This window comes from Sneathiella sp., assembly GCF_029233945.1.
Classification (GTDB): Bacteria; Pseudomonadota; Alphaproteobacteria; order Sneathiellales; family Sneathiellaceae; genus Sneathiella.
On record NZ_JARGOQ010000019.1, the window covers coordinates 32,716 to 52,464 of the forward strand.

General features: G+C 58.4%; 20 protein-coding genes and 1 pseudogene. 5 read left to right on the forward strand and 16 right to left on the reverse strand.

Annotation, left to right across the window (positions count from 1 at the left end):
- Position 1: 1 nt before the first annotated feature.
- A complete protein-coding gene (locus P1U71_RS08230; protein ID WP_367281149.1) occupies positions 2 to 604 on the forward strand; it encodes a pyridoxamine 5'-phosphate oxidase family protein in 603 nt (200 codons plus the stop codon).
- A gap of 228 nt (positions 605 to 832) precedes the next feature.
- Here the strand turns inward: P1U71_RS08230 and P1U71_RS08235 are convergent, their stop codons facing one another.
- The 9 genes and pseudogenes from P1U71_RS08235 to P1U71_RS08275 form a co-directional block, all read right to left on the reverse strand.
- Positions 833 to 1,804 (reverse strand): YHYH protein, encoded by a 972-nt coding sequence (locus P1U71_RS08235; RefSeq protein WP_301105098.1) that lies wholly within the window; start codon positions 1,802 to 1,804, stop codon positions 833 to 835.
- Between the two features lie 86 nt (positions 1,805 to 1,890).
- Positions 1,891 to 3,279, reverse strand: coding sequence for an NAD(P)(+) transhydrogenase (Re/Si-specific) subunit beta (locus tag P1U71_RS08240; RefSeq protein WP_301105099.1), 1,389 nt, complete (start codon positions 3,277 to 3,279; stop codon positions 1,891 to 1,893).
- 12 nt (positions 3,280 to 3,291) lie between these two features.
- A pseudogene (locus tag P1U71_RS08245) lies at positions 3,292 to 3,576 on the reverse strand (NAD(P) transhydrogenase subunit alpha); the annotation flags it as partial.
- Positions 3,577 to 3,587: 11 nt separating this feature from the next.
- Positions 3,588 to 4,739 carry a Re/Si-specific NAD(P)(+) transhydrogenase subunit alpha gene (locus tag P1U71_RS08250; protein WP_301105101.1) on the reverse strand — a complete coding sequence of 384 codons (1,152 nt, stop codon included), beginning with the start codon at positions 4,737 to 4,739 and terminating at the stop codon, positions 3,588 to 3,590.
- A 95-nt stretch (positions 4,740 to 4,834) separates the two neighbouring features.
- Positions 4,835 to 4,963 carry an aa3-type cytochrome c oxidase subunit IV gene (locus tag P1U71_RS08255; RefSeq protein WP_301105102.1) on the reverse strand — a complete coding sequence of 43 codons (129 nt, stop codon included), beginning with the start codon at positions 4,961 to 4,963 and terminating at the stop codon, positions 4,835 to 4,837.
- Positions 4,964 to 5,081: 118 nt separating this feature from the next.
- Positions 5,082 to 6,854 (reverse strand): M3 family oligoendopeptidase, encoded by a 1,773-nt coding sequence (locus P1U71_RS08260; protein ID WP_301105103.1) that lies wholly within the window; start codon positions 6,852 to 6,854, stop codon positions 5,082 to 5,084.
- Positions 6,855 to 6,907: 53 nt separating this feature from the next.
- Positions 6,908 to 7,357 carry a PaaI family thioesterase gene (locus P1U71_RS08265; RefSeq protein WP_301105104.1) on the reverse strand — a complete coding sequence of 150 codons (450 nt, stop codon included), beginning with the start codon at positions 7,355 to 7,357 and terminating at the stop codon, positions 6,908 to 6,910.
- Positions 7,354 to 7,830 carry a PaaI family thioesterase gene (locus P1U71_RS08270; protein WP_301105105.1) on the reverse strand — a complete coding sequence of 159 codons (477 nt, stop codon included), beginning with the start codon at positions 7,828 to 7,830 and terminating at the stop codon, positions 7,354 to 7,356. Before P1U71_RS08270 ends, P1U71_RS08265 begins: the two co-directional genes overlap by 4 nt.
- A 6-nt stretch (positions 7,831 to 7,836) precedes the next feature.
- A complete protein-coding gene (locus tag P1U71_RS08275) occupies positions 7,837 to 8,820 on the reverse strand; it encodes an NAD-dependent epimerase/dehydratase family protein (RefSeq protein WP_301105106.1) in 984 nt (327 codons plus the stop codon).
- A gap of 193 nt (positions 8,821 to 9,013) precedes the next feature.
- Here P1U71_RS08275 and P1U71_RS08280 point away from each other — a divergent pair, with 193 nt between their 5' ends.
- Positions 9,014 to 12,484 (forward strand): indolepyruvate ferredoxin oxidoreductase family protein, encoded by a 3,471-nt coding sequence (locus P1U71_RS08280; protein WP_301105107.1) that lies wholly within the window; start codon positions 9,014 to 9,016, stop codon positions 12,482 to 12,484.
- Positions 12,485 to 12,501: 17 nt separating this feature from the next.
- The gene (locus tag P1U71_RS08285; RefSeq protein WP_301105108.1) at positions 12,502 to 12,732 is read left to right on the forward strand and encodes a DUF1272 domain-containing protein; all 231 of its coding nucleotides are present in this window, start codon (positions 12,502 to 12,504) and stop codon (positions 12,730 to 12,732) included.
- On the opposite strand, the gene P1U71_RS08290 is transcribed toward P1U71_RS08285, so the two are convergent.
- The 5 genes from P1U71_RS08290 to P1U71_RS08310 all read right to left on the reverse strand — a co-directional run bounded on the left by P1U71_RS08290 (position 12,733) and on the right by P1U71_RS08310 (position 15,797).
- On the reverse strand, positions 12,733 to 13,050 hold the full coding sequence (locus P1U71_RS08290) for a hypothetical protein (RefSeq protein ID WP_301105109.1): 318 nt from the start codon (positions 13,048 to 13,050) through the stop codon (positions 12,733 to 12,735).
- Between the two features lie 86 nt (positions 13,051 to 13,136).
- Positions 13,137 to 13,439, reverse strand: coding sequence for a DUF2312 domain-containing protein (locus tag P1U71_RS08295; RefSeq protein WP_301105110.1), 303 nt, complete (start codon positions 13,437 to 13,439; stop codon positions 13,137 to 13,139).
- A 118-nt stretch (positions 13,440 to 13,557) separates the two neighbouring features.
- Positions 13,558 to 13,851, reverse strand: a complete 294-nt coding sequence (locus P1U71_RS08300) for a DUF1244 domain-containing protein (RefSeq protein WP_301105111.1) — start codon at positions 13,849 to 13,851, stop codon at positions 13,558 to 13,560.
- Between the two features lie 30 nt (positions 13,852 to 13,881).
- Complete coding sequence (locus tag P1U71_RS08305; RefSeq protein ID WP_301105112.1) at positions 13,882 to 15,027, reverse strand: carboxylate-amine ligase; 1,146 nt, start codon at positions 15,025 to 15,027, stop codon at positions 13,882 to 13,884.
- On the reverse strand, positions 15,024 to 15,797 hold the full coding sequence (locus P1U71_RS08310; RefSeq protein ID WP_301105113.1) for an N-formylglutamate amidohydrolase: 774 nt from the start codon (positions 15,795 to 15,797) through the stop codon (positions 15,024 to 15,026). The genes P1U71_RS08305 and P1U71_RS08310 overlap by 4 nt, the downstream gene beginning before the upstream one ends.
- A gap of 88 nt (positions 15,798 to 15,885) precedes the next feature.
- Here P1U71_RS08310 and P1U71_RS08315 point away from each other — a divergent pair, with 88 nt between their 5' ends.
- Positions 15,886 to 16,848 (forward strand): FkbM family methyltransferase, encoded by a 963-nt coding sequence (locus tag P1U71_RS08315; RefSeq protein ID WP_301105114.1) that lies wholly within the window; start codon positions 15,886 to 15,888, stop codon positions 16,846 to 16,848.
- A gap of 126 nt (positions 16,849 to 16,974) precedes the next feature.
- Positions 16,975 to 18,396, forward strand: coding sequence for a pyruvate kinase (pyk, locus tag P1U71_RS08320; protein WP_301105115.1), 1,422 nt, complete (start codon positions 16,975 to 16,977; stop codon positions 18,394 to 18,396).
- A gap of 11 nt (positions 18,397 to 18,407) precedes the next feature.
- Here the strand turns inward: pyk and P1U71_RS08325 are convergent, their stop codons facing one another.
- The gene (locus P1U71_RS08325; RefSeq protein WP_301105116.1) at positions 18,408 to 18,950 is read right to left on the reverse strand and encodes a tetratricopeptide repeat protein; all 543 of its coding nucleotides are present in this window, start codon (positions 18,948 to 18,950) and stop codon (positions 18,408 to 18,410) included.
- Between the two features lie 85 nt (positions 18,951 to 19,035).
- Positions 19,036 to 19,749: heterodisulfide reductase-related iron-sulfur binding cluster (locus P1U71_RS08330; protein ID WP_301105117.1), on the reverse strand; the 714-nt coding region annotated here is incomplete at its 5' end.

Below are 19,749 nucleotides of genomic sequence, written 5' to 3' on the forward strand. Positions count from 1 at the left end.
CATCACAAGCGTTGAGGAGCTTTACAGCGTCTATAAGCCACCGGCGGAGCGCGCCGTGCAGAAGGAAATTCCCCGGCTCGACAAGCATTGCCGCGACTTCATTGCGCTCTCCCCCTTCCTCGTGATGAGCACCGATGGCGGCGACGGCACGGCCGATGCCTCCCCGCGCGGGGATGCGCCGGGCTTTGTCACCGTATTGGACGATAACACCCTCGCCCTTCCCGACCGGCCCGGCAACAACCGCCTCGACAGCCTGCTCAACATTCTCCGAAACCCGGCCGTCGGCCTGATCTTCCTCGTGCCGGGGATTAACGAGACCCTGCGCATCAATGGCAAGGCGACGATCAGCCTTGACCCCGACCTGATGGAGGCTCACGCCGTCCAGGGCAAGCTGCCCCGCTCGGTGCTGAAAATCGCGGTAACCTCCGCCTATATGCATTGCGCGAAGGCGCTGATCCGCTCCAAGCTCTGGGACCCGGATAGCAAGGTCGAGCGCAGTGTCTTCCCGACGCTGGGACAGGTGCTGGCCGACCAGATCGCCGGGATGGACGCCGAACAGTCGGACGCCTATCTGGAAGTCGCCTATAAGGAAAATCTCTACTGAGGTGCCGCGCCCGCGTCCTTACGGATGCTGGTTATTGCCCCAGGTGCAACACATCAAGTCCGGGTTCTGCTCCGCCGTCGTCGTCTGACAGGCCGCCAGCAGGAACAGCGCCGCTCCGATCAGTAAAATGCGCATGGCTACACTCCTTGATAAACCTACCCCAAGGAGATGAGCCTTTCCCGCGCCGGATCAAGCACCGCGCTTAAAAATATACCGTGACGAAATTCGTCAGCTGCCGCGACAGGCGCGCCCGCCCTGTCCCGGACGCGGTCCGGCGCGGGGTCCCGCCGGTTGCGGCGCGCCGGGGCGGCCTTTCAACGTAAAGAAAGACGGATCGGGCGCGGCGCGCCAGCAGCGGGGCACGTACGGAAAGCTGTCGGTGATGACATAATAATAGGTGCCGTTCGGATATTCCTTTGTGACCCCGCTCCGCCCGTTGCATTCATCGAGATCGCCGAGCGCCGCGTCATGGGTCCAGTCCTCCGTGAACACGCCGTCATAGGGCCCGCCCGGCGCGCTTGGCCGGGTGCCGGATTTAAGGCGGTAGCCCGACTTCAGCTTTATCATGCCGCTCGACGGATCGTCAGCATTCGCATATCCATACGGCCCGTAAATCGGAAACCCGTCCGCGCCAAAGCCGATCAGGGCCGGCGTGCTTTGATACGCATATTTATCGAGCAGGCCCGTCGGCAGGCCATGATAATGATAGGCACCGTTCGGCTGGACATGGGCGTTGCTGGTATCGAGCCCAAGCTGGCAGGCGCCGCCAATCGCCTCATAATTCCAGCCCGTGGATGGATCGTTATCCCAGTAGGCAGCGGTTTTCGGGTCGAACAGCACGCCGTTCAAGGCGATCCCGAAGGGCGTGCGCTCCGTCGGTCGCGCGGGGCCCAGTTTCGGGTCAAGCGCGACGCGCAAATGATAGTTCTTCTTGCGAATGGCGTTCGGGTTATGGGCATTGGGAAAATCGCCCGGCGTATATCCGGGATAGCCGTCTCCCTTGATGATCCGGTAATTCCCCTCGACGGAGAAGGTGGCAACCGCATGAGCATCCGGCATCAATGCCCGCAACAGCTGCTCATAGGCCGTTGGCGCGACGACCGGCGCCTCGCCCTGCAAGGGGGCGGAAATTTCATGCGCGGACACAACAAGGGGAGCAAGAAGAACGGATAAAGTCAAAAACAGAAATCTTTTACGCATTAGCGATAACCCCGCGCCGTCAGACAAGACACAAAAAAAGCCGCGAGTTTCCCCGCGTCTTTAATTCTATCACAAGATACGGATCGTTACAGCGCCTTGATGATATCCTCGACCATTTTCTTCGCGTCGGCGAGGAGCATCATGGTGTTGTCCTTGTAGAAAAGATCGTTGTCGATCCCGGCGTAACCGGAGGACATGGAGCGTTTCACGAAGAGAACCGTGCGCGCCTTGTCCACATCGAGGATCGGCATGCCGAAAATCGGGCTGGATGGGTCATCGCGGGCGGCGGGGTTGGTCACGTCGTTGGCGCCTACCACGAAGGCGACATCGGCGCTCGCGAAGTCGGAGTTGATCTCCTCCAGCTCGAACACCTCGTCATAGGGCACCTGCGCCTCGGCCAGCAGCACATTCATATGGCCGGGCATGCGGCCCGCGACCGGATGAATGGCATAGGTGACATCGACCCCCTCTTCCTTCAGGACATCGACCATCTCGCGGAGTGCATGCTGGGCCTGCGCCACCGCAAGGCCGTAGCCCGGCACGATGATCACCTTGCCCGCATTCTTCATGATGAAGGCCGCATCATCGGCGGAGCCCGCCTTGTGCGGCCGGTCGCCCTTGTCGGGACCGGCGGCCGCCGTATCGCCGCCGAAGCCACCGAGGATCACGCTGAAGAAGGAGCGGTTCATGGCTTTACACATGATGTAGGAAAGGATCGCGCCCGAGGAGCCGACCAGCGCGCCGACAATGATCAGCGCGGTGTTTTCGAGCGTGAAACCAATACCCGCCGCCGCCCAGCCGGAATAGCTGTTCAGCATCGAGACCACCACCGGCATATCGGCGCCGCCGATCGGGATGATGATCAGGAAGCCGATGAGGAAGGCGAGCGCCGTCATCGCCCAGAAGATCGTCGGGTCCAGATCAACGCAGAACCAGATAATCAGCGCGACAATCGCAAGACCGATCAGCAGATTGACAAAATGCTGCCCCGGAAAGATCACCGGATTGCCCGACACCAGCCCCTGCAACTTGGTGAAGGCGATAATGGAGCCTGAAAACGTAATCGCACCGACCACGATACCGATGGACATTTCCACGCGGGAGAGCACCGTGAGTTCGCCGCCCGCCCCCAGAATGCCATAAGCATCCGGGTTATAGAAGGCAGCCGCGGCGACCAGCACGGCGGCAAGACCGACGAGACTATGGAAGGCCGCGACAAGCTGCGGCATGGCGGTCATGGCGATGCGCTGGGCAATCACCGCACCGATGGCACCACCAATAACGATGCCGCCGATGATCCACTCATAGGAGACAACGTCGGGACGGAGAATGGTGACGATAATGGCAATGGCCATACCGGCCATGCCCATGATATTCCCGCGCCGGGAGCTGTCCGGTGAGGACAGGCCACGCAGCGCCAGAACGAAAAGGATGGCGGAGACCAGATAGGCAAGCGCCGTAAAATTAGCTGACACGGATCGTCCCCCTTACTTCTGTTTTTTCTTGTACATGGACAGCATCCGCTGGGTCACGAGGAAGCCCCCGAAGATATTGACCGAGGCGAGCACGATGGCGACAAAGCCGAATATCTTGGCGAGGTTCACCTCCGACGGGCCCGCCGCAATCAGCGCGCCGACGATAATCACCGAGGAGATGGCGTTGGTGACCGCCATCAGGGGCGTATGCAGGGCCGGTGTCACGCTCCAGACCACGTAATAGCCCACAAAAATGGCGAGCACGAAAATCGCCAGCCGGAAAACGGTTGGATCTACCATATCCATAATCAGTTCCCTCCCTCGGTTAGTTGCGGGTGGATAATGTTGCCATCGCGGGTGAGCGCGGTGCCGAGAACAAGCTCGTCCTCCCAGTTCAGGTTCAAATTCCCCGTTTCCTTGTCGATCATGGGGTTCAGGAAATTGAAAAGATTCTTCGCGAACAAAGATGAGGCATCGCTGGCCAGACGGCCCGGCACATTGAGATGACCGACGATCTTGACGCCGTTGTCGGTAATCACAACCTCGCCCGGCTTCGACTGGGTGACATTGCCCCCCGCCTCAACCGCGAGATCGACGATGACTGAGCCCGGCTTCATCACGGCGAGCATTTCATCCGTGATCAGGATCGGGGCTTCGCGCCCCGGAATAAGCGCGGTGGTGATGACGATGTCCTGCTTCTTGATATGTTCGAACACAAGTTCCGCCTGGCGTTTCTTGTAGTCGTCGCTCATTTCCTTGGCGTAGCCGCCCTCGGTCTCGCCGGTTTCTTCACTCTCGACCATGACGAATTTCGCACCGAGGCTCTCGACCTGCTCTTTCGTTGCGGCGCGCACGTCCGTCGCCGTCACAATTGCACCGAGGCGGCGCGCGGTGGCAATCGCCTGAAGACCGGCAACGCCGACGCCCATGATGAAGCATTTGGCGGGCGCGATTGTTCCCGCCGCCGTCATCATCATCGGCAGTGCCTTGCCATATTCCGCCGTCGCGTCCAGCACGGACTTATAGCCTGCGAGGTTCGACTGGCTGGAGAGAATGTCCATGGACTGCGCGCGGCTGATGCGTGGCAGCAGTTCCAGCGAGATTGCGGTGATCCCGGCTTTCGCATAGGCCGCCGCCAGATCCTTGTTCTGGAGTGCGGCGAGATGACCGATCAGGACCGCGCCCTGTTTCATCAGCGCGATTTCATCCTCGCCCTCCGCTGCCGTGAGGGGACGCTGGATTTTAAGGACAATATCGGCGTCTTTGAGCGCGCTCGCCTCATCGGCGGCGATTTTCGCGCCCGCAGCCTCAAAATCTGCATCGGAGAAGGAACTGGCTTTGCCCGCGCCTGTCTCGATAATGACCTCTGCGCCGAGGCCGACGAATTTTTTCACGGTGTCCGGAGACGCCGCAACGCGCTTTTCATTTTCCCGACGCTCCCGGGGGATGGCGATCTTCATAATCGATCCTCTTGTCTGTTATTTGAGGCGGGAATGACAGGCGTCCCGCCGCGCCGCAGGATGTTACGGGCCGCGCAAAACGGCCCGGTTATCCGCTAGGTCAGAAAGATAGCCATCAGGATCAACAGGATCACCAGAAAAATGGTGCTGTATTTGAAAAGCTTGATGAAAGCATGGAAGCTTTCCTTCTGGGCTGAAATGTCCATAGATCCGTTTTCATGCATAACGACAAACCCCTCGTCTTTTTCGATACTGTTTAATTTGTCCTGAAATATACCGAAAAATGTCCGTCGGGCAACAGAATGTCGTGTGCAACGCAATAAAAAGCTAAAATACGCGCGCCTAAAGTGCCTCCAACTCGTCGATAAAGCCCTCGATCACGCTGAGGCCTTTTGACCAGAACGCGGGATCGGATGCATCGAGATTGAACGGCGCCAGCAATTCCTTGTGCCGGAGGGTGCCGCCCGCTTTCAGCATATCGAAATATTTCTCCTGAAAGCCGCTCTCCGCCTCCTGATAGATGGCATAAAGCGCATTCACCAGACAATCGCCGAACGCATAGGCGTAGACATAGAAGGGCGAATGGATGAAATGCGGAATATAGCTCCAGAAATACTGGTATTCATCATGGAGACGGATCGCCGGGCCAAGGCTTTCCTTCTGCACCTCCATCCAGATCTTGCCGATCTGGTCGGGGGAGAGTTCCTCTTTTCGCCGCGCATCATGCAGGCGTTTCTCGAACTCATAGAAAGCGATCTGGCGCACCACGGTGTTGAGCATATCCTCAACCTTGCCCGCCAGCATGATCCGTCGTTTATCCGGATCGGCCTCTTTCTCCAGCAGCGCCCGGAAGGTAAGCTGCTCCCCGAAAACGCTTGCGGTCTCGGCTAAGGTGAGCGGCGTATCGGCCAGCAATCCGCCCTGCGGCGCCGCCAGCAGCTGATGCACGCCATGGCCCAGCTCATGGGCGAGGGTCATCACATCGCGGATATTGCCCTGATAATTGAGCAGGAGATAAGGATGCACGCTCGGCACTGTGGGATGCGCGAAAGCCCCCGGCGATTTTCCGGGGCGCACGGACGCATCGATCCACGGCTTTTCAAAAAACTGCTGTCCCAGTTTTGAAAGTTCCGGTGAGAAACGCCCATAGGCATCGAGAACCGTGTCCCGCGCCTCTTTCCACGGGATGATGCGATCATCGGAATCGGGGAGCGGCGCATTACGGTCCCAGTAATCGATTTTGTCCTTGCCCATCCATTTCGCCTTGATCGCGTAATAGCGATGCGAGAGCGTCGGATAAGCGGCCTGCACAGCCTCGGACAAGGCATCGACGACCTCCGCCTCGACCTGATTGGAGAGATGGCGCATGGCGGCAGGTTCGGGCGCGCCGCGCCACTCATCCTCAATCGCCTTGTCCTTGGCGAGCGTGTTGGTGACCAAGGAGAACAGCCGGACATTCTCGCCAAAAACCTTGCCGATGTTCTTCGCGGCTTTCTTGCGGAGTTCCGCGTTCGGGCTGGAGAGGAGATGCAGGGCCTGCTGGGAGGCCATTTCCTCGCCATCCACCTCGAACTTGAGGCCCGCCATGGTCTCATCAAAGAGGCGCACCCACGCGCTCCGGCCGGAGATGTCCTTCTCATGCAGGAGTTTCTCGATCTCGTCGGAAAGCTGATAGGGTTTCAGCGCCCGGACATTATTGAGCCAGGGCTCATATTTCTTGAGGCTCGATCCCTCATACATCGCCTGCAGCTTGTCTTCCTCGATCCGGTTGAGTTCCAGCGTGAAGAACAGGAGGTCGGTGCCGATGGCGCTGATTTTCTCCTGCATGGTCTGGAAGAACTTGCCGATATCCGGGTCCGACATATTGCCCGCATAGACGAGATAGGCGTAGGACATGATCCGCCCCTCCATCTCGCCGATTTCCTCATATTTGGCGATGGCGAGATACAGCTCCTGCCCGTCGAGAGAGGTCAGCTTGCCCTTGTACTGTTCGGCGAAGGCCGTCGCATCCCGCGCCGCCGTATCGAGATCCTCGATAAGTTCCGGGGAGGTGCGGGACGGATATAGATCGCTCAAGTCCCATTCGGGCAAATTGGCAAGGGCAGTCTCGGTCATGTAAAACTCACTTCAACAAAAAAGGCGTATCTTGTTCATTTAGGAAACATTCCCTAGCTGACAAGGAAATTGGCATGGGCGGCAGCGACGGGTTTGTTCCGGTCCTTCTGCCACGCCTCGATCCGCATATTGGCAACGCGGCGGCCCGGCTTGGTGATAACGGCCTCCGCATAGGTTTCGATCGGCTTGGCCGAGCGGAGATACTCCACCGTGATATTGATGATTTTCGGCAGGCGCGTGACTTCCTGCGTTGCCAGCAGATGGACCAGCGCCGTGCTTTCCAGAAACGCGCCCACCACCCCGCCATGCAGCGCGGGCAGGGTCGGGTTACCGATGAATTTTCCGTCCGCGGGCAGGACACAGACAAGACGGTCATCCGTCGGCTCCAGCCGCAGGCCAAGATAGCTGAAATAGGGAATAGTATCGAATACCGGCCGCCAGTCCCTGTCTTCTTTCGATTTTTCGATCAAGGCGACGAAATCCTCTGCGCTCATCTCGCTCATTGTGCCCCTCCCTTCTTGCCGCTCACCTCATTGAGCGGCGGGCTGCCGGTGGATTTCAGCATGAAGGTGCCGACGCTGTTGGCGATGGGGTCTTCCGGATCGCCGTGATAGGCGATGGCGCGAACAAAGGCGATCTGCTTCGTCACTTTATAACAGGTCGCGCGGGTAAACACATCCTCCCCCGGTGTCGCGGGTTTCAAGTAATCAATGCGCAAATCCAGCGTCGCAATCGGCACATATTGCTTTATTTTTGCATAAATGCACATGCCTGCCGCCGTATCGATCAGCGTGGTGATGATCCCACCATGCAGCACGCCATTCACCGGGTTTCCGGCAAAGCGTTCCTGATAAGGCAGGCTAAAAATCACGCCATCGGCGTCCATGTCATGGACCTTCACGCCGATTTCCGCGCAATGGGGAATGCCGTGATCGATAATATTCTGTATCTGATTGATATCGAACTCTGTCGACATGAAAAACTAATCCTTACTACTGTATTCCTGGTACCATTTGACGAATTTCGGCAGACCCTCCTCAAGGGATGTCGTGGGTTCATATCCCACATCCCGGCGGATCGGGTCAATATCGGCGAAGGTTGCCTTCACATCGCCCGGCTGCATCGGCAGAAGTTCCCGCACCGCCGTCAGCCCAAGGGTCTTTTCGATGATTGCGACGAAATCAAGCAGCTGCTCCGCCTGATTATTGCCCAGATTGTAGACCTTATGGGGCGGCTCGGCATCTGTTTTTTGCGGCGGATGCGAGAGCACGGACAGGATGCCCGTCACCAAGTCATCTATATAGGTGAAATCCCGCATCATGTTGCCATGGTTATAGATCTGAACCGGCTCATTTTTGAGGATTTTATCGGTGAACAGCCAGTAGGCCATATCCGGCCGCCCCCACGGCCCATAGACGGTGAAGAAGCGCAGGCCCGTTGACGGCAAGCCATAAAGATGGGCGTAAGTATAGGCCATCAACTCGTTCGCCTTTTTCGTCGCCGCATAGAGCGAGACCGGCCGGTCCGCCGCCTGATCCACCGAATAGGGTAGCTCGTTATTGGCGCCATAGACAGAACTGGAACTGGCATAAACCAGATGCGGGGGTGTCTCAAGGCCGCGGCAGTATTCCAGAATGGTGAGGAATCCTGTGACATTCGCATCCGCATAGTCAAACGGATGGGTCAGGCTGTGGCGCACCCCGGCCTGTGCCGCCAGATGGATAACACCGGTGATGCCCTCCTGCCCCGCCATCACCGCCGTAAAGCCCGCGTGATCGGCCATATCGACTTTGTGGAAAGTGAAATTTTCATGCTTTTCAAGCCGCGCGAGCCGGGCGGCTTTCAGGGAGACATCATAATAATCGTTGAGATTATCAACGCCAACAACCCTCTCCCCGCGCGCCAGCAACGCCTCCGACACATGCATGCCGATAAAGCCTGCCGCCCCTGTCACCAGAATGGTCATGATTTGCTTTCGAGAATGACTAAAACCTAAAGGGCTATTCTAAAGCCATTTTGCCCCGGAAGAGTCAAAAAATCGGATGACTCTTTAATTAAAATCCATATAAGTCAGTATTATTGACCTTTTTTGTCTTTCATGATAATCTTCTTATATCGTACAACAGTAAACGTCTTTTTCGAATGGGAGTGAGGTAAAGATGCCGTTGGCCAATGTGTCTCTGGACGATAAATATACGCTTGAGGAAGGCCGTATTTTCCTGACCGGTATTCAGGCGCTGGTGCGCCTGCCGCTGATGCAGAAGGAACGCGACCGCGCTGCGGGCCTCAATACGGCGGGGTTTATCTCGGGCTATCGCGGCTCCCCGCTCGCGGGTTATGATCAGTCTCTCTGGAAAGCCGCTAAAATTCTCAAAGAAAATGACATCGAGTTTGAGCCCGGCGTCAATGAAGACCTTGCCGCCACGGCCGTCTGGGGCAGCCAGCAACTCAATATGTTCAAGGGCGCGCGCTATGACGGCGTGTTCGGCCTGTGGTACGGCAAGGGTCCGGGCGTCGACCGCACCGGCGATGTCTTCCGCCATGCGAACAGCGCCGGCACCTCGAAATATGGCGGCGTCCTCGCGCTTGCGGGCGACGATCACGGCATTGTCTCCTCCTCCATCGCGCATCAGAGCGAGCATAGCTTCGCGGGCTGGATGATGCCCGTGCTGCATCCCGCCAATGTGCAGGAGATTCTCGACTACGGCCTTCTCGGGATTGAGATGTCGCGCTTTTCCGGCTTGTGGATCGGCTTCAAATGCATCTCCGAAACGGTCGAGGGCGGCGCGAGTGTCTATGTCTCCCCGACCCGCGGTAATTTCATCCGCCCGAATATCGAGATGCCCGAAGGCGGCCTCAATATCCAGCCCCATGACAACCGCTTCGATCAGGAAGTCCGGCTCAACCAGCACAAGGTCTATGCCGCCCGCGCCTTTGCCCGTGCCAATCATATCGACCGGGTGACCATGGACAGCCCGAAGCGCCGCTTCGGTATCGTCACGGTCGGCAAATCCTATTATGACGTGCGCCAGGCACTCCGTGATCTTGGCATCAATGATGAACTCGCCGCCGATATCGGCCTGACCGTCTATAAGGTCGGGATGCCCTGGCCGCTGGAACCCGATGGCATCCGCCAGTTCGCCGAAGGGCTGGAAGAAGTGCTGGTGATCGAGGAGAAGCGCGCCGTCATCGAGAACCAGATGAAGGAGCAGCTCTATAACTGGGACACCGGCGTACGCCCGCGCATCCTTGGCAAGTTTGACGAGGATAAAAACCCGCTGCAACCCTCCACCGGGGAATTGACCCCGGCCATGGTCGCCCGCGTGATCGCCGCCCGCATCCGCCGTTTCTATACGTCCGACTCGATCGAGAACCGCCTCGCCTTCCTCGACCGCAAGGAAAAGCAGCTCGACGCAAAACCGGCCAAGCTGGTGCGAACGCCGTTTTATTGTTCCGGCTGTCCGCATAACACCTCCACCGTGGTGCCGGAGGGAAGCCGCGCGGTCGCCGGGATTGGCTGTCATTTCATGGTCACCTGGATGAACCGCAACACCGACACCTTCACACAAATGGGCGGCGAAGGCGTGCCGTGGGTCGGGCAGATGCATTTCACGGACGAGAAGCATATCTTCGCCAACTTGGGCGACGGCACCTATCACCATTCAGGCATTCTCGCCATCCGTCAGGCGGTCGCGGCGAAGGCCAACATGACCTACAAGATCCTCTATAACGATGCCGTCGCCATGACCGGCGGCCAGTCGCTCGGCGATAACTTCACGCCTTGGCAGATCGCCCAGCAGCTGGAGGGCGAAGGCGTTTCCGTTATCCGCGTGGTCACGGACGAGCCTGAAAAATACCCCGAAGGAACTCCCTGGCCCAAGGGCACGACCATCCATCACCGCGATGATCTCGACAAGATCCAGCGTCACCTGCGGGAGGAAAAGGGCGTCTCCATCCTCATCTATGACCAGACCTGCGCCGCCGAGAAACGCCGCCGGAGAAAACGCGGCACCTTCCCCGATCCTGCAAAACGCGTGATCATCAATGATCTGGTCTGTGAAGGCTGCGGCGATTGCTCGGTCAAGTCGAACTGCCTCTCGGTCGAGCCGATCGAGACGGAATTCGGCCGCAAGCGAACCATCAACCAATCCACCTGCAACAAGGATTTCTCCTGCGTGAAGGGCTTCTGCCCGAGCTTTGTCACCATCGAGGGCGGCGAACTTCGCAAAGCCGCGCCCCATGCGGCGGAAAACCCGGCGGAAGGCCTCCCCGCCCCGGCAGCGCGTGAATTGAACGGTCCCTACCGCATCCTGATCACCGGGATCGGCGGCACCGGCGTCGTGACCATCGGCGCCATTGTCGGCATGGCCGCGCATCTGGAGGAAAAGGGTATTTCCGTCCTCGATCAGGCGGGCCTCGCCCAGAAGGGCGGCGCGGTCACCAGCCATGTGCATATCGCGCCGAAGCCGGAAGACATCAACGCCGTGCGCATCCCTGCCGGACGTGCCGACCTCCTGATCGGCTGCGATATGGTGGTCTCGGGCTCCTACGACAGCCTTGCGAAGTTTGATGTGAATGTTGCCCATGCGGTGATCAACGCGCATCCGTCGCCAACCATGGATTTCACCCTCGATCCCGACGCGCCCTTCCCGGTGAAGGACACGCTCGATCATATCCGCGAAGCCATTGGCCCGGATCAATGCGACCTGATTGAGGCCAGCGAGATCGCCACAACGCTCCTCGGCGATTCCATCGCGACCAACCTCTTCATGCTCGGCTTCGCCTATCAGAAAGGGCTGATCCCGCTCACGGAAGAGGCCCTCCTCCGTGCGGTGGAACTCAACGGCGTTGCCGTGCCCTTCAACAAGAAGGCGTTCGGTTGGGGCCGCGTAATGGCCCATGATCCGGACCGGGTGATGAAGGAAGTGGCGGAGCTGAAAGGTCCGGCGCTTCGTATGCAGCCAACGGAGGATCTGGATGAAATGATCACCCGCCGGGGGGAGTTCCTGACCGGCTATCAAAGCAGTCGCTATGCCCGGCGCTATAGCGACCTTGTCGCCCGCGTCCGCACCCGCGAGAGCGAGGTCATGCCAGGCAAGACGTCCCTGTCGGAGGCCGCCCTGCGGAGCTACTTCAAGCTGATGGCCTATAAGGATGAGTATGAAGTCGCGCGGCTTTATACCGACACGACCTTCATGAAGCGGGTGGAACGGATGATGGAGGGTGACTACGCCCTTAAATTCCATCTCGCCCCGCCGCTCTTTTCCAAACGCGATCCGGACACCGGGGAGCTGAAAAAGAAGGAGTTTGGCGGCTATATGATGAAGGCCTTCGGTTTCCTCGCGAAGTTCAAATCCTTACGCGGCACCCCGCTCGATATTTTCGGCTATCAGGAGGAACGTAAAACCGAGCGCGCCCTGATCAAGGAGTTTGAAGGGATCATTGCCGAGCTGATGGACGGTCTCACGCCGGAAAATCACGCCATCGCCGTCGAGATTGCGGCGCTGCCCCTACAAATTCGCGGCTACGGCCATGTGAAGGACAAGGCGATAAAAGTCTATCGCGGCGACCTTGAGAATATGCTTGCGAACTTCAAAAACCCCGAACCGCAGAAACAAGCGGCGGAGTAAAGGAGAGGGTTACGACGATGCTGGAACTCAGGCCGAACTGCGAGACTTGCGATAAGGATCTGCCCAACGGGGAGGTGGATGCCTATATCTGCACGTTTGAGTGTACCTTCTGCGAGACTTGCGCGCATGATGTGCATAAGGGCGTCTGCCCCAATTGCGGCGGCAATTTCACCTTGCGTCCCGTGCGGCCCGCCGCCGCCCTCACCCGATTCCCGCAAAGCACCAAGCGGGTGCTGGCGAAGAAATAGCTAGTCCGGGAAACGGACCCAATTCGGGCGGCTCCCGGTCTTCTGTTGGGGCGTTTTGGGCGGGGTCGCGTTTCGTTGTTCGCGAAAAAGCGGTTCCAGACCGCTTGAAAGCGCGCGGATCAGATGCGCCGCTTCCATATTAAGCGCTATTTTTTCGTCTGTCCCCGAGGCCGCCGCCTCATGCCGCTTTGCGGCGGAAATCAGCAACCGCCGGGCCTCCTCGCCCGTGAACAGACCATTCAGCACGCATTGCTGCAATATCAACTCAGAGATGGTGAGGGCCGCGAAGCCCGCCGCATCGGTGGAAAATTTCGTCATCGCTCCAGACCACCTGCGGGTTTATTACAGGTGTGTTCTACACTTAATTATTGCAGGCGCAGAATACAAGAGGCGCGACCCCGCCTTTAAAAGGCGGCGGCTTCCGGTTCGTTCTCGGCGTCGTCCTCAGCGGGATTTTCATCGGCCGCCATGCCGAGCGCATGTTTATACAGGTCGATCATATATTCCTGTTCCTGCACATCGGCCTTGTCCATCTTGCGCAGACGCAGCACGGCGCGCATGGCCTTGACATCGAAGCCGGTGCCCTTGGCCTCGGCGAAGATTTCCTTGATATCGTCGGCAATACCCTTTTTCTCTTCTTCCAGACGTTCAATTCTCTCGATATAGGACCGCAGATGATCTGCGGCCACTCCGCCGACGTCAGCCATAACTTACCTTCTCCGTATAAATAAACATGCGTGCTGTCCGGGAAAATTTCCGGGTGGGATTTCTAGCATTATTGGCGCGGGCAAGTACATGCCTTTCGGCAATTTTTTTGCCCGCGCGTTAGTGATCCTTATGGCTTTCCTTGAAGGCGGCCTGTTGCTCCGGCGTTGCCTCGTTCTGGTATTTCGCCTTCCATTCATCGAACGGCATGCCATAGACAATCTCGCGCGCCTGCATCTTGTCCATCTCGATGCCCTTTTCCGCCGCCGCCTCCATATACCAGTTGGAGAGGCAGTTGCGGCAAAAGCCGCCCAGGTTCATCAGATCGATATTCTGCACATCGGTGCGGGTGCGCAAGTGATCGCGCAGGCGGCGATAGGCTGCGGCCTCTAACTCAAGTGTCTGCTGGTCCATTTTCTTCTCCCTTTGTCATTGCGCCGTCTTTTAAGAGTCTATGCCGGAAACAGTCTCATTCAAGACCTGATCGACAACTTTTATCAGCGCATCCTGTTTGCTGTCCCCGTCCTCGACCGCCGCGCGGTAGCAGGCGATCTGCCGATCGGCGGAGGTGCCGCGCCGGACAATCTCCCGCGCATGTTGCACTTCCTTTTCGCATCCCAGCGCCGCCGCGTCTTCGGCGGTAAGCTCGATAATCTCCTCGATCAGGTCAGCGAGCGGGACCGGCGCCGGAATGCCGAAATCGATCAGCTTGCCCTCCACGCCGAAGCGCTGCGCGATCCAGCGGTTTTCCTCAACCAGTGTCTGCGGATAGACGCGCCAGCGCTGGTTATTACGGCGCAGGCGATAGAGCATGCGAAGAACGCAGGAATAAAGCGCGGCAACGGTCAGCGCATCCTCCAAGAGCGGGCAGACATCGGCGAGGCGCATCTCCAGCGTCGGGAATTTCGCCGACGGGCGCATATCCCACCAGAGCTTCGTGCCATCCTCAATCGTACCCGCCTCCACCAGCGTATCGACAAGGCGGGCATATTCGCCGTAACTTTCAAACCGGTCGGGGAGCCCCGTCCGCGGCAGCGCATCGAACACGGTGACGCGATAGGATTTAAGGCCGCTTTCCTCCCCCCGCCAGAAGGGCGAAGACGTACTGAGCGCCAAGAGATGCGGCAGGAAATAACTCGCCTGATTCATCAGATCGATGCGTAGTTCCGGATCCTCAATCGCGCAATGCACATGCATCCCGCAAATCATCATCCGCCGTACCGTCGCCTGCAGATCGCGGGCAATCGTATCGTAGCGCTCCTTCGGGGTGTGCTTGAGCTGATGCCAGTCGGCAAACGGATGGATGGAGGCGGCCATCACCCCGAGGCCATGTTTGCCCGCCACTTCGGCCACCGTGCCACGCAATTCCTGCAGCGCGTCGCGCGCCTCGGAAATATTACTGCAGACGCGGGTGCCGACCTCAAGTTGGGAGCGGAGAAATTCCGGCGTCACCAGATGGTCGAGAAGACGCCGCTCGCATTCGGCAAGAATATCCTCGCTCGGCTCGATGGCGAGATCGCGGGTTTCCAGATCGACAAGCAGATACTCTTCCTCGATCCCGATGGTGAATGTGGGTTCTTTAACGCTCATCCCTGCCCTCCCGGCTCATACGGCGCAAGCGGGCCAAGGCGGCTCAGCGCGTCCGCCATGATGGTGGCCCATTTCTCCGCCCCCTGATGGGTGTCGATCAGGTCCTGACGGATCTCGATCGCGACATTCGGGATGCCCCGCTTCATGCCATGCTCATTCATGGTGTAACCCAGCGGATCGCGCGCCGAATAAGGCTCGTTATCGCCCACGACAAGGGAGCTGTTCTCACGCAATATCTTCAGCAGCGGGAGCGCAAGGCGCGGATCCCGGTCCCAGAGAACGCCGATATGCCACGGCCGTTCAAACTCATTCATCACCGGGGTGAAGCTATGCATGGAGATCAGGAGCGGCACCTCATGCACCTCCTGTTTCTTCGCAATCAGGCCGGTAATCGCGCCTTGATAGGGCGTGAAATACGTCTCGACACGCCGCGTCTTCTCCGCCTCGGTAATCTCCTGATTGGCCGGGATTTCCACGCCGTCACTCATGATCGGCGTACTTGCCGGATCGTCCGGATAGCGATTGGCATCCAGCAACAACCGCGAAAATCTTGCATAGATCGCCGTTGCCTTCAGCTTGTCAGACAACCTCCGCGTCACATCCTCAATCCCGATATCCCAGGCGATATGCCGCGCCAGCACGGAATGATCCTGCAAACCGAGATTGTTGTAGCTTTCGGGGATATGGCGGCTCGCATGATCGACGGTGAGCAACAGGGCGCTGTCGCTGTCGGGATGCTGAATATCGAATACGGATGAACTGTCTGTCATGGGTCTCAATCATAATATACGAAACCGGTGGATACTATCCCAATCACGCCGCGACTTACAATGACGGGAATTTCGCTCGCGAAAATTTATGGCAAAACCTTATTTTATCTATCCGCGACAACGGATAACCCGCTATAAAAGACCATCCGACAATGTGAATTTGACACCGCAGGACCCGATGCCCGGCAAGCTTGAAACCTATCTGATCGACACAATCCGCAACAAGCCACTGAAGAAATTCTTCAAGGGCAAGCAAGGCCGCAAGGTGCTCAGCAAGGCGCTGCCCGAGGATGTTATCGCAGTCACGGTGCAGACGGTCGATCACAAGATTATGGTTGATCCGCGCGATCTTGTTGGCCGCTCCGTCCTGCTGCATGGCAGTTGGGGGCGCGGCGGAACGAACCGGGTTGTGGAATATCTGACGCGCATCGGCAAGCTGCGCGGCCATGGCGTGGCCCTCAATCTCGGCGCCAATATTGGCTGTCAGGCACTTTACCTGAAGCTCACCAACCAGTTCAGCAAGGTAATCGCGGTCGAGGCCGCGCCGCAGAATTTCGAATTTCTGCGCAGCAATGTCCATCTCAATGACTGGGCGGCGGAAATCACGCCCGTCCATGCCGCCGTCTATACGGAGGATGGCACGATTGAGCTGCATCTGAAGGAAGACGACGTGAGCGGTGGCCATTCCCTGCTCAACCTGCCCGGCAACACCCGCTCCATCGAGGTGACGGCGCTAACCGTCGGCAGCATCGCCCGGCGCGAGGATATCAATTTTGAAGATGTTGAGTTTGTCTGGATGGATATAGAGGGGTTCGATTTTGACATCCTGCAGGACATAAACAAGACCTTTGGCAGCCGCCTGCCCGTGTTCTTTGAATTCTCCCCGCGCTTTATCGGGGAGGAAAAGGCCCGTGAATTCATCGCCTATCTGAGAGAGAATTACACGCATATCCTAGATTTCAAGGGCTCCGGCACCGATCCAAGCCCCGTCGCCGACTTTGACGCGCTTGCCAAAACCCCGCAACAGGACCTGCTGGTGTATGGCGATTAAGCGCCGATTGCGCGTCTTCCGGGGTTGATCCGAAAAAAGCTCATAATCCCCCTCACATGCGTGTCATAAAAAGAGTAGTATAATCTGGCGAGTATGGATCAACCTCCTGTAACGAGTACCAAAGTAATGCGACGACTTAGAAAGACGAAGATCATAGCCACCCTCGGCCCGGCCAGTTCCGGCGCAGACAGTATCGAGGCGCTGCATCTGGCGGGGGCGGATGTGTTCCGCCTCAATTTCAGTCATGGCGAGCATAAGGACCATGAGGAACGGGCCGCCACGATCCGCGCTCTGGAAGAAAAAACCGGGCGCCCCATCGGCATTCTCGCCGATCTGCAGGGCCCGAAAATCCGCCTCGGCACCTTTGAGAGCAGTTCTGTCATCCTGACCAACGGCGCGAAATTCCGCCTCGATCTCGACAAGACCCCTGGCAATCAGGACCGAGTCTGCCTGCCCCATCCGGCGGTGCTGGAAAGTCTTGAAGAAGGCAGCATCCTTCTACTTGACGATGGCAAGCTGAAGCTCACCGTCACCAAGGCGGATAAGGATTTCGTGGACTGCAAGGTCTCGGTCGGCGGCAAGATATCCGACCGCAAGGGCGTCAATATCCCGAATGCGGTCGTCCGGATGAGCCCGCTCACCGACAAGGATCGCCGCGATCTTGATTTCGCGCTCAGCCTCGGTGTGGACTGGGTTGCCCTCTCCTTTGTGCAGCGGCCGGAAGATATCGCCGAGATCAAGAAAATCGTCGCGGGACGCGCCGCCGTCATGGCGAAAATTGAAAAGCCCGCCGCCGTGGAGACCTTGAGCGGTATTATCGATCTCGCCGATGCGATCATGGTCGCGCGCGGCGATCTCGGTGTGGAAATGCCGATCCAGGAAGTCCCCTCCATCCAGAAGCGGATCATCGCCCGCGCACGCGAAGCGGGCAAGCCCGTCGTCGTCGCGACGCAAATGCTGGAAAGCATGATCGCCGCCCCGGTGCCGACCCGTGCCGAAGTGACCGACGTTGCCAACGCCATCTATGACGGGACCGATGCGGTGATGCTCTCGGCGGAGAGTGCGGCAGGAGACTTCCCGCTGGAGGCCGTGGCGATGATGAACGATATCGCGGTGGAAACCGAGAAAGACCCGATGTACCGGAGCGTGATCGACGCCAAGCATGGCGCGCTGGAGGCCACGACCGCCGATGCAATCAGTGCCGCCGCCGCTCAGGTTGCCGGCACCATCGGCGCGGCCGCCATCGTCACCTATACCACCTCCGGCTCGACCGCCCTCCGGGCCGCACGGGAGCGGGGCGAGACTTCGGTCCTCGTGCTGACCCCGGCCCTCAAGACCGCACGGATGCTCGCCCTCGTCTGGGGGCTGCATTGCGTGCATACGTCGGATGCCAAGAATTTCGCCGAGATGGTGGACAAGGCCTGCAAGATATCCTTCGCCGAGGGCTTCACACGACCGGGAGATAGAGTCGTGATCATGGCGGGAGTTCCGTTCGGAACGCCGGGATCGACCAATATCCTCCGCATCGCCTGGGTTGGAGAGCAATAGGACGCGGCGAGCTAAATCCGCTTCTTGTCCCGCTCAATAATCAGCCGTTCCAGCCGCGCCTTCACGCTCGGCATATGCGGATTGATCGCAACCGCCTTTTCATAGGCGGAGAGAGCCCCCTCCTCGCTCTCCTGCAGGTCGTAAATCTGGCCGAGGCCGGAGAGCGCCCCGAAATGACGCGGTTCCAGCTCCAGCGTGCGGCCGATATCCTCGATCGAGCTGTCATATTCTCCGATCAGGAACAACACCGTCGCGCGCTTGTTCCAGCCTTCGGAGAATTCCGGGTCGATCTTGATCACCGTGGAGAAAAGGGAGATAGCCTTGGCGAACTGCCCCTGGCTCATATAGCTGACCCCCTGAAGCATCAGGAAATCCACCGTATCACTGCCCGAGGTGAGCCAGACTTTCCAGATACTGCCCTCAATCACCTTTGCCTTGTCGAAATCTTCCGTCTCGGCAAGCTGCTCGAACAGCTCATCGAGCTTGGGGTCATCCTGTCGGGCGAGCGCGGGGTTGCTCCAGAAAAGGAGTCCCACAATCAGGAGAAATTTCAAAAACCGTCGTCCCATACAATAAATATAGCACAGTTCAACTATTTTTCTAATGCCGCAAGGAGACACAAATTTGTGAGCGCCGCGATTAATTGCCTTTTTGCAAGGCGGCGGGTTTCGGTCCGCCCGTCGCCCAGTCGATGAGTTCCACCGTATGCAGGACCGGCAAATCCATGCCGGACGCGATCTGCGCGATACAGCCGATGTTTCCCGCCGCCACCAGATCGGGGGCGGTTTTGGCGATATTAGAGACTTTCCGCGCCTTTAATTTGGCGGAAAGGTCCGGCTGCAACAGGTTATAGGTGCCCGCCGAGCCGCAGCAGATATGGGATTCGGGGATATCCGCGACCTCGAACCCCATTTGCTTGAGGAGTATTTTCGGCTCCTCCCGTATCTGTTGCCCATGCTGGAGGGAGCAAGCGGAATGATAGGCAACTTTAAGTCCCGGTTTCACTTTTGGGTCAAGCTCGATCCGGCACAGAAATTCGGTGATATCACAGGCGAGTGCAGCAACTTTCTCGGCCTGCTCCGCGAGATACTTATCTGGCTGATGGGCGAACAATTCTCCATAATCCTTGACCGTGGTGCCACAGCCGGAGGTGTTGATGATAATGGCGTCCAGCCCCTCCCCCTCCAATTCGCGTGTCCAGGCACGGACATTGGCGCGGGCAAAGCCTTGCGCGCTTCTTTCCTTGCCCATATGGAGCGGCAACGCACCGCAACAACCGGCGGACTTCGGTATGATCACCTCGACCCCATGGCGGTTAAGCAGCCGGATGGTCGCGTCATTGATTTCGGGCGC

Coding starts and splice junctions, on each gene's coding strand:
- P1U71_RS08250 (WP_301105101.1), bottom strand. CDS start 4,739: ATGAAGATCGCCATCCCCCGGGAGCGTCGGGAAAATGAAAAGCGCGTT.
- P1U71_RS08260 (WP_301105103.1), bottom strand. CDS start 6,854: ATGACCGAGACTGCCCTTGCCAATTTGCCCGAATGGGACTTGAGCGAT.
- P1U71_RS08300 (WP_301105111.1), bottom strand. CDS start 13,851: ATGGACCAGCAGACACTTGAGTTAGAGGCCGCAGCCTATCGCCGCCTG.
- P1U71_RS08305 (WP_301105112.1), bottom strand. CDS start 15,027: ATGAGCGTTAAAGAACCCACATTCACCATCGGGATCGAGGAAGAGTAT.
- P1U71_RS08270 (WP_301105105.1), bottom strand. CDS start 7,830: ATGTCGACAGAGTTCGATATCAATCAGATACAGAATATTATCGATCAC.
- pyk (WP_301105115.1), top strand. CDS start 16,975: ATGCGACGACTTAGAAAGACGAAGATCATAGCCACCCTCGGCCCGGCC.
- P1U71_RS08265 (WP_301105104.1), bottom strand. CDS start 7,357: ATGAGCGAGATGAGCGCAGAGGATTTCGTCGCCTTGATCGAAAAATCG.
- P1U71_RS08310 (WP_301105113.1), bottom strand. CDS start 15,797: ATGACAGACAGTTCATCCGTATTCGATATTCAGCATCCCGACAGCGAC.
- P1U71_RS08315 (WP_301105114.1), top strand. CDS start 15,886: ATGGCAAAACCTTATTTTATCTATCCGCGACAACGGATAACCCGCTAT.
- P1U71_RS08235 (WP_301105098.1), bottom strand. CDS start 1,804: ATGCGTAAAAGATTTCTGTTTTTGACTTTATCCGTTCTTCTTGCTCCC.
- P1U71_RS08290 (WP_301105109.1), bottom strand. CDS start 13,050: ATGACGAAATTTTCCACCGATGCGGCGGGCTTCGCGGCCCTCACCATC.
- P1U71_RS08295 (WP_301105110.1), bottom strand. CDS start 13,439: ATGGCTGACGTCGGCGGAGTGGCCGCAGATCATCTGCGGTCCTATATC.
- P1U71_RS08275 (WP_301105106.1), bottom strand. CDS start 8,820: ATGACCATTCTGGTGACAGGGGCGGCAGGCTTTATCGGCATGCATGTG.
- P1U71_RS08255 (WP_301105102.1), bottom strand. CDS start 4,963: ATGCATGAAAACGGATCTATGGACATTTCAGCCCAGAAGGAAAGCTTC.
- P1U71_RS08280 (WP_301105107.1), top strand. CDS start 9,014: ATGCCGTTGGCCAATGTGTCTCTGGACGATAAATATACGCTTGAGGAA.
- P1U71_RS08285 (WP_301105108.1), top strand. CDS start 12,502: ATGCTGGAACTCAGGCCGAACTGCGAGACTTGCGATAAGGATCTGCCC.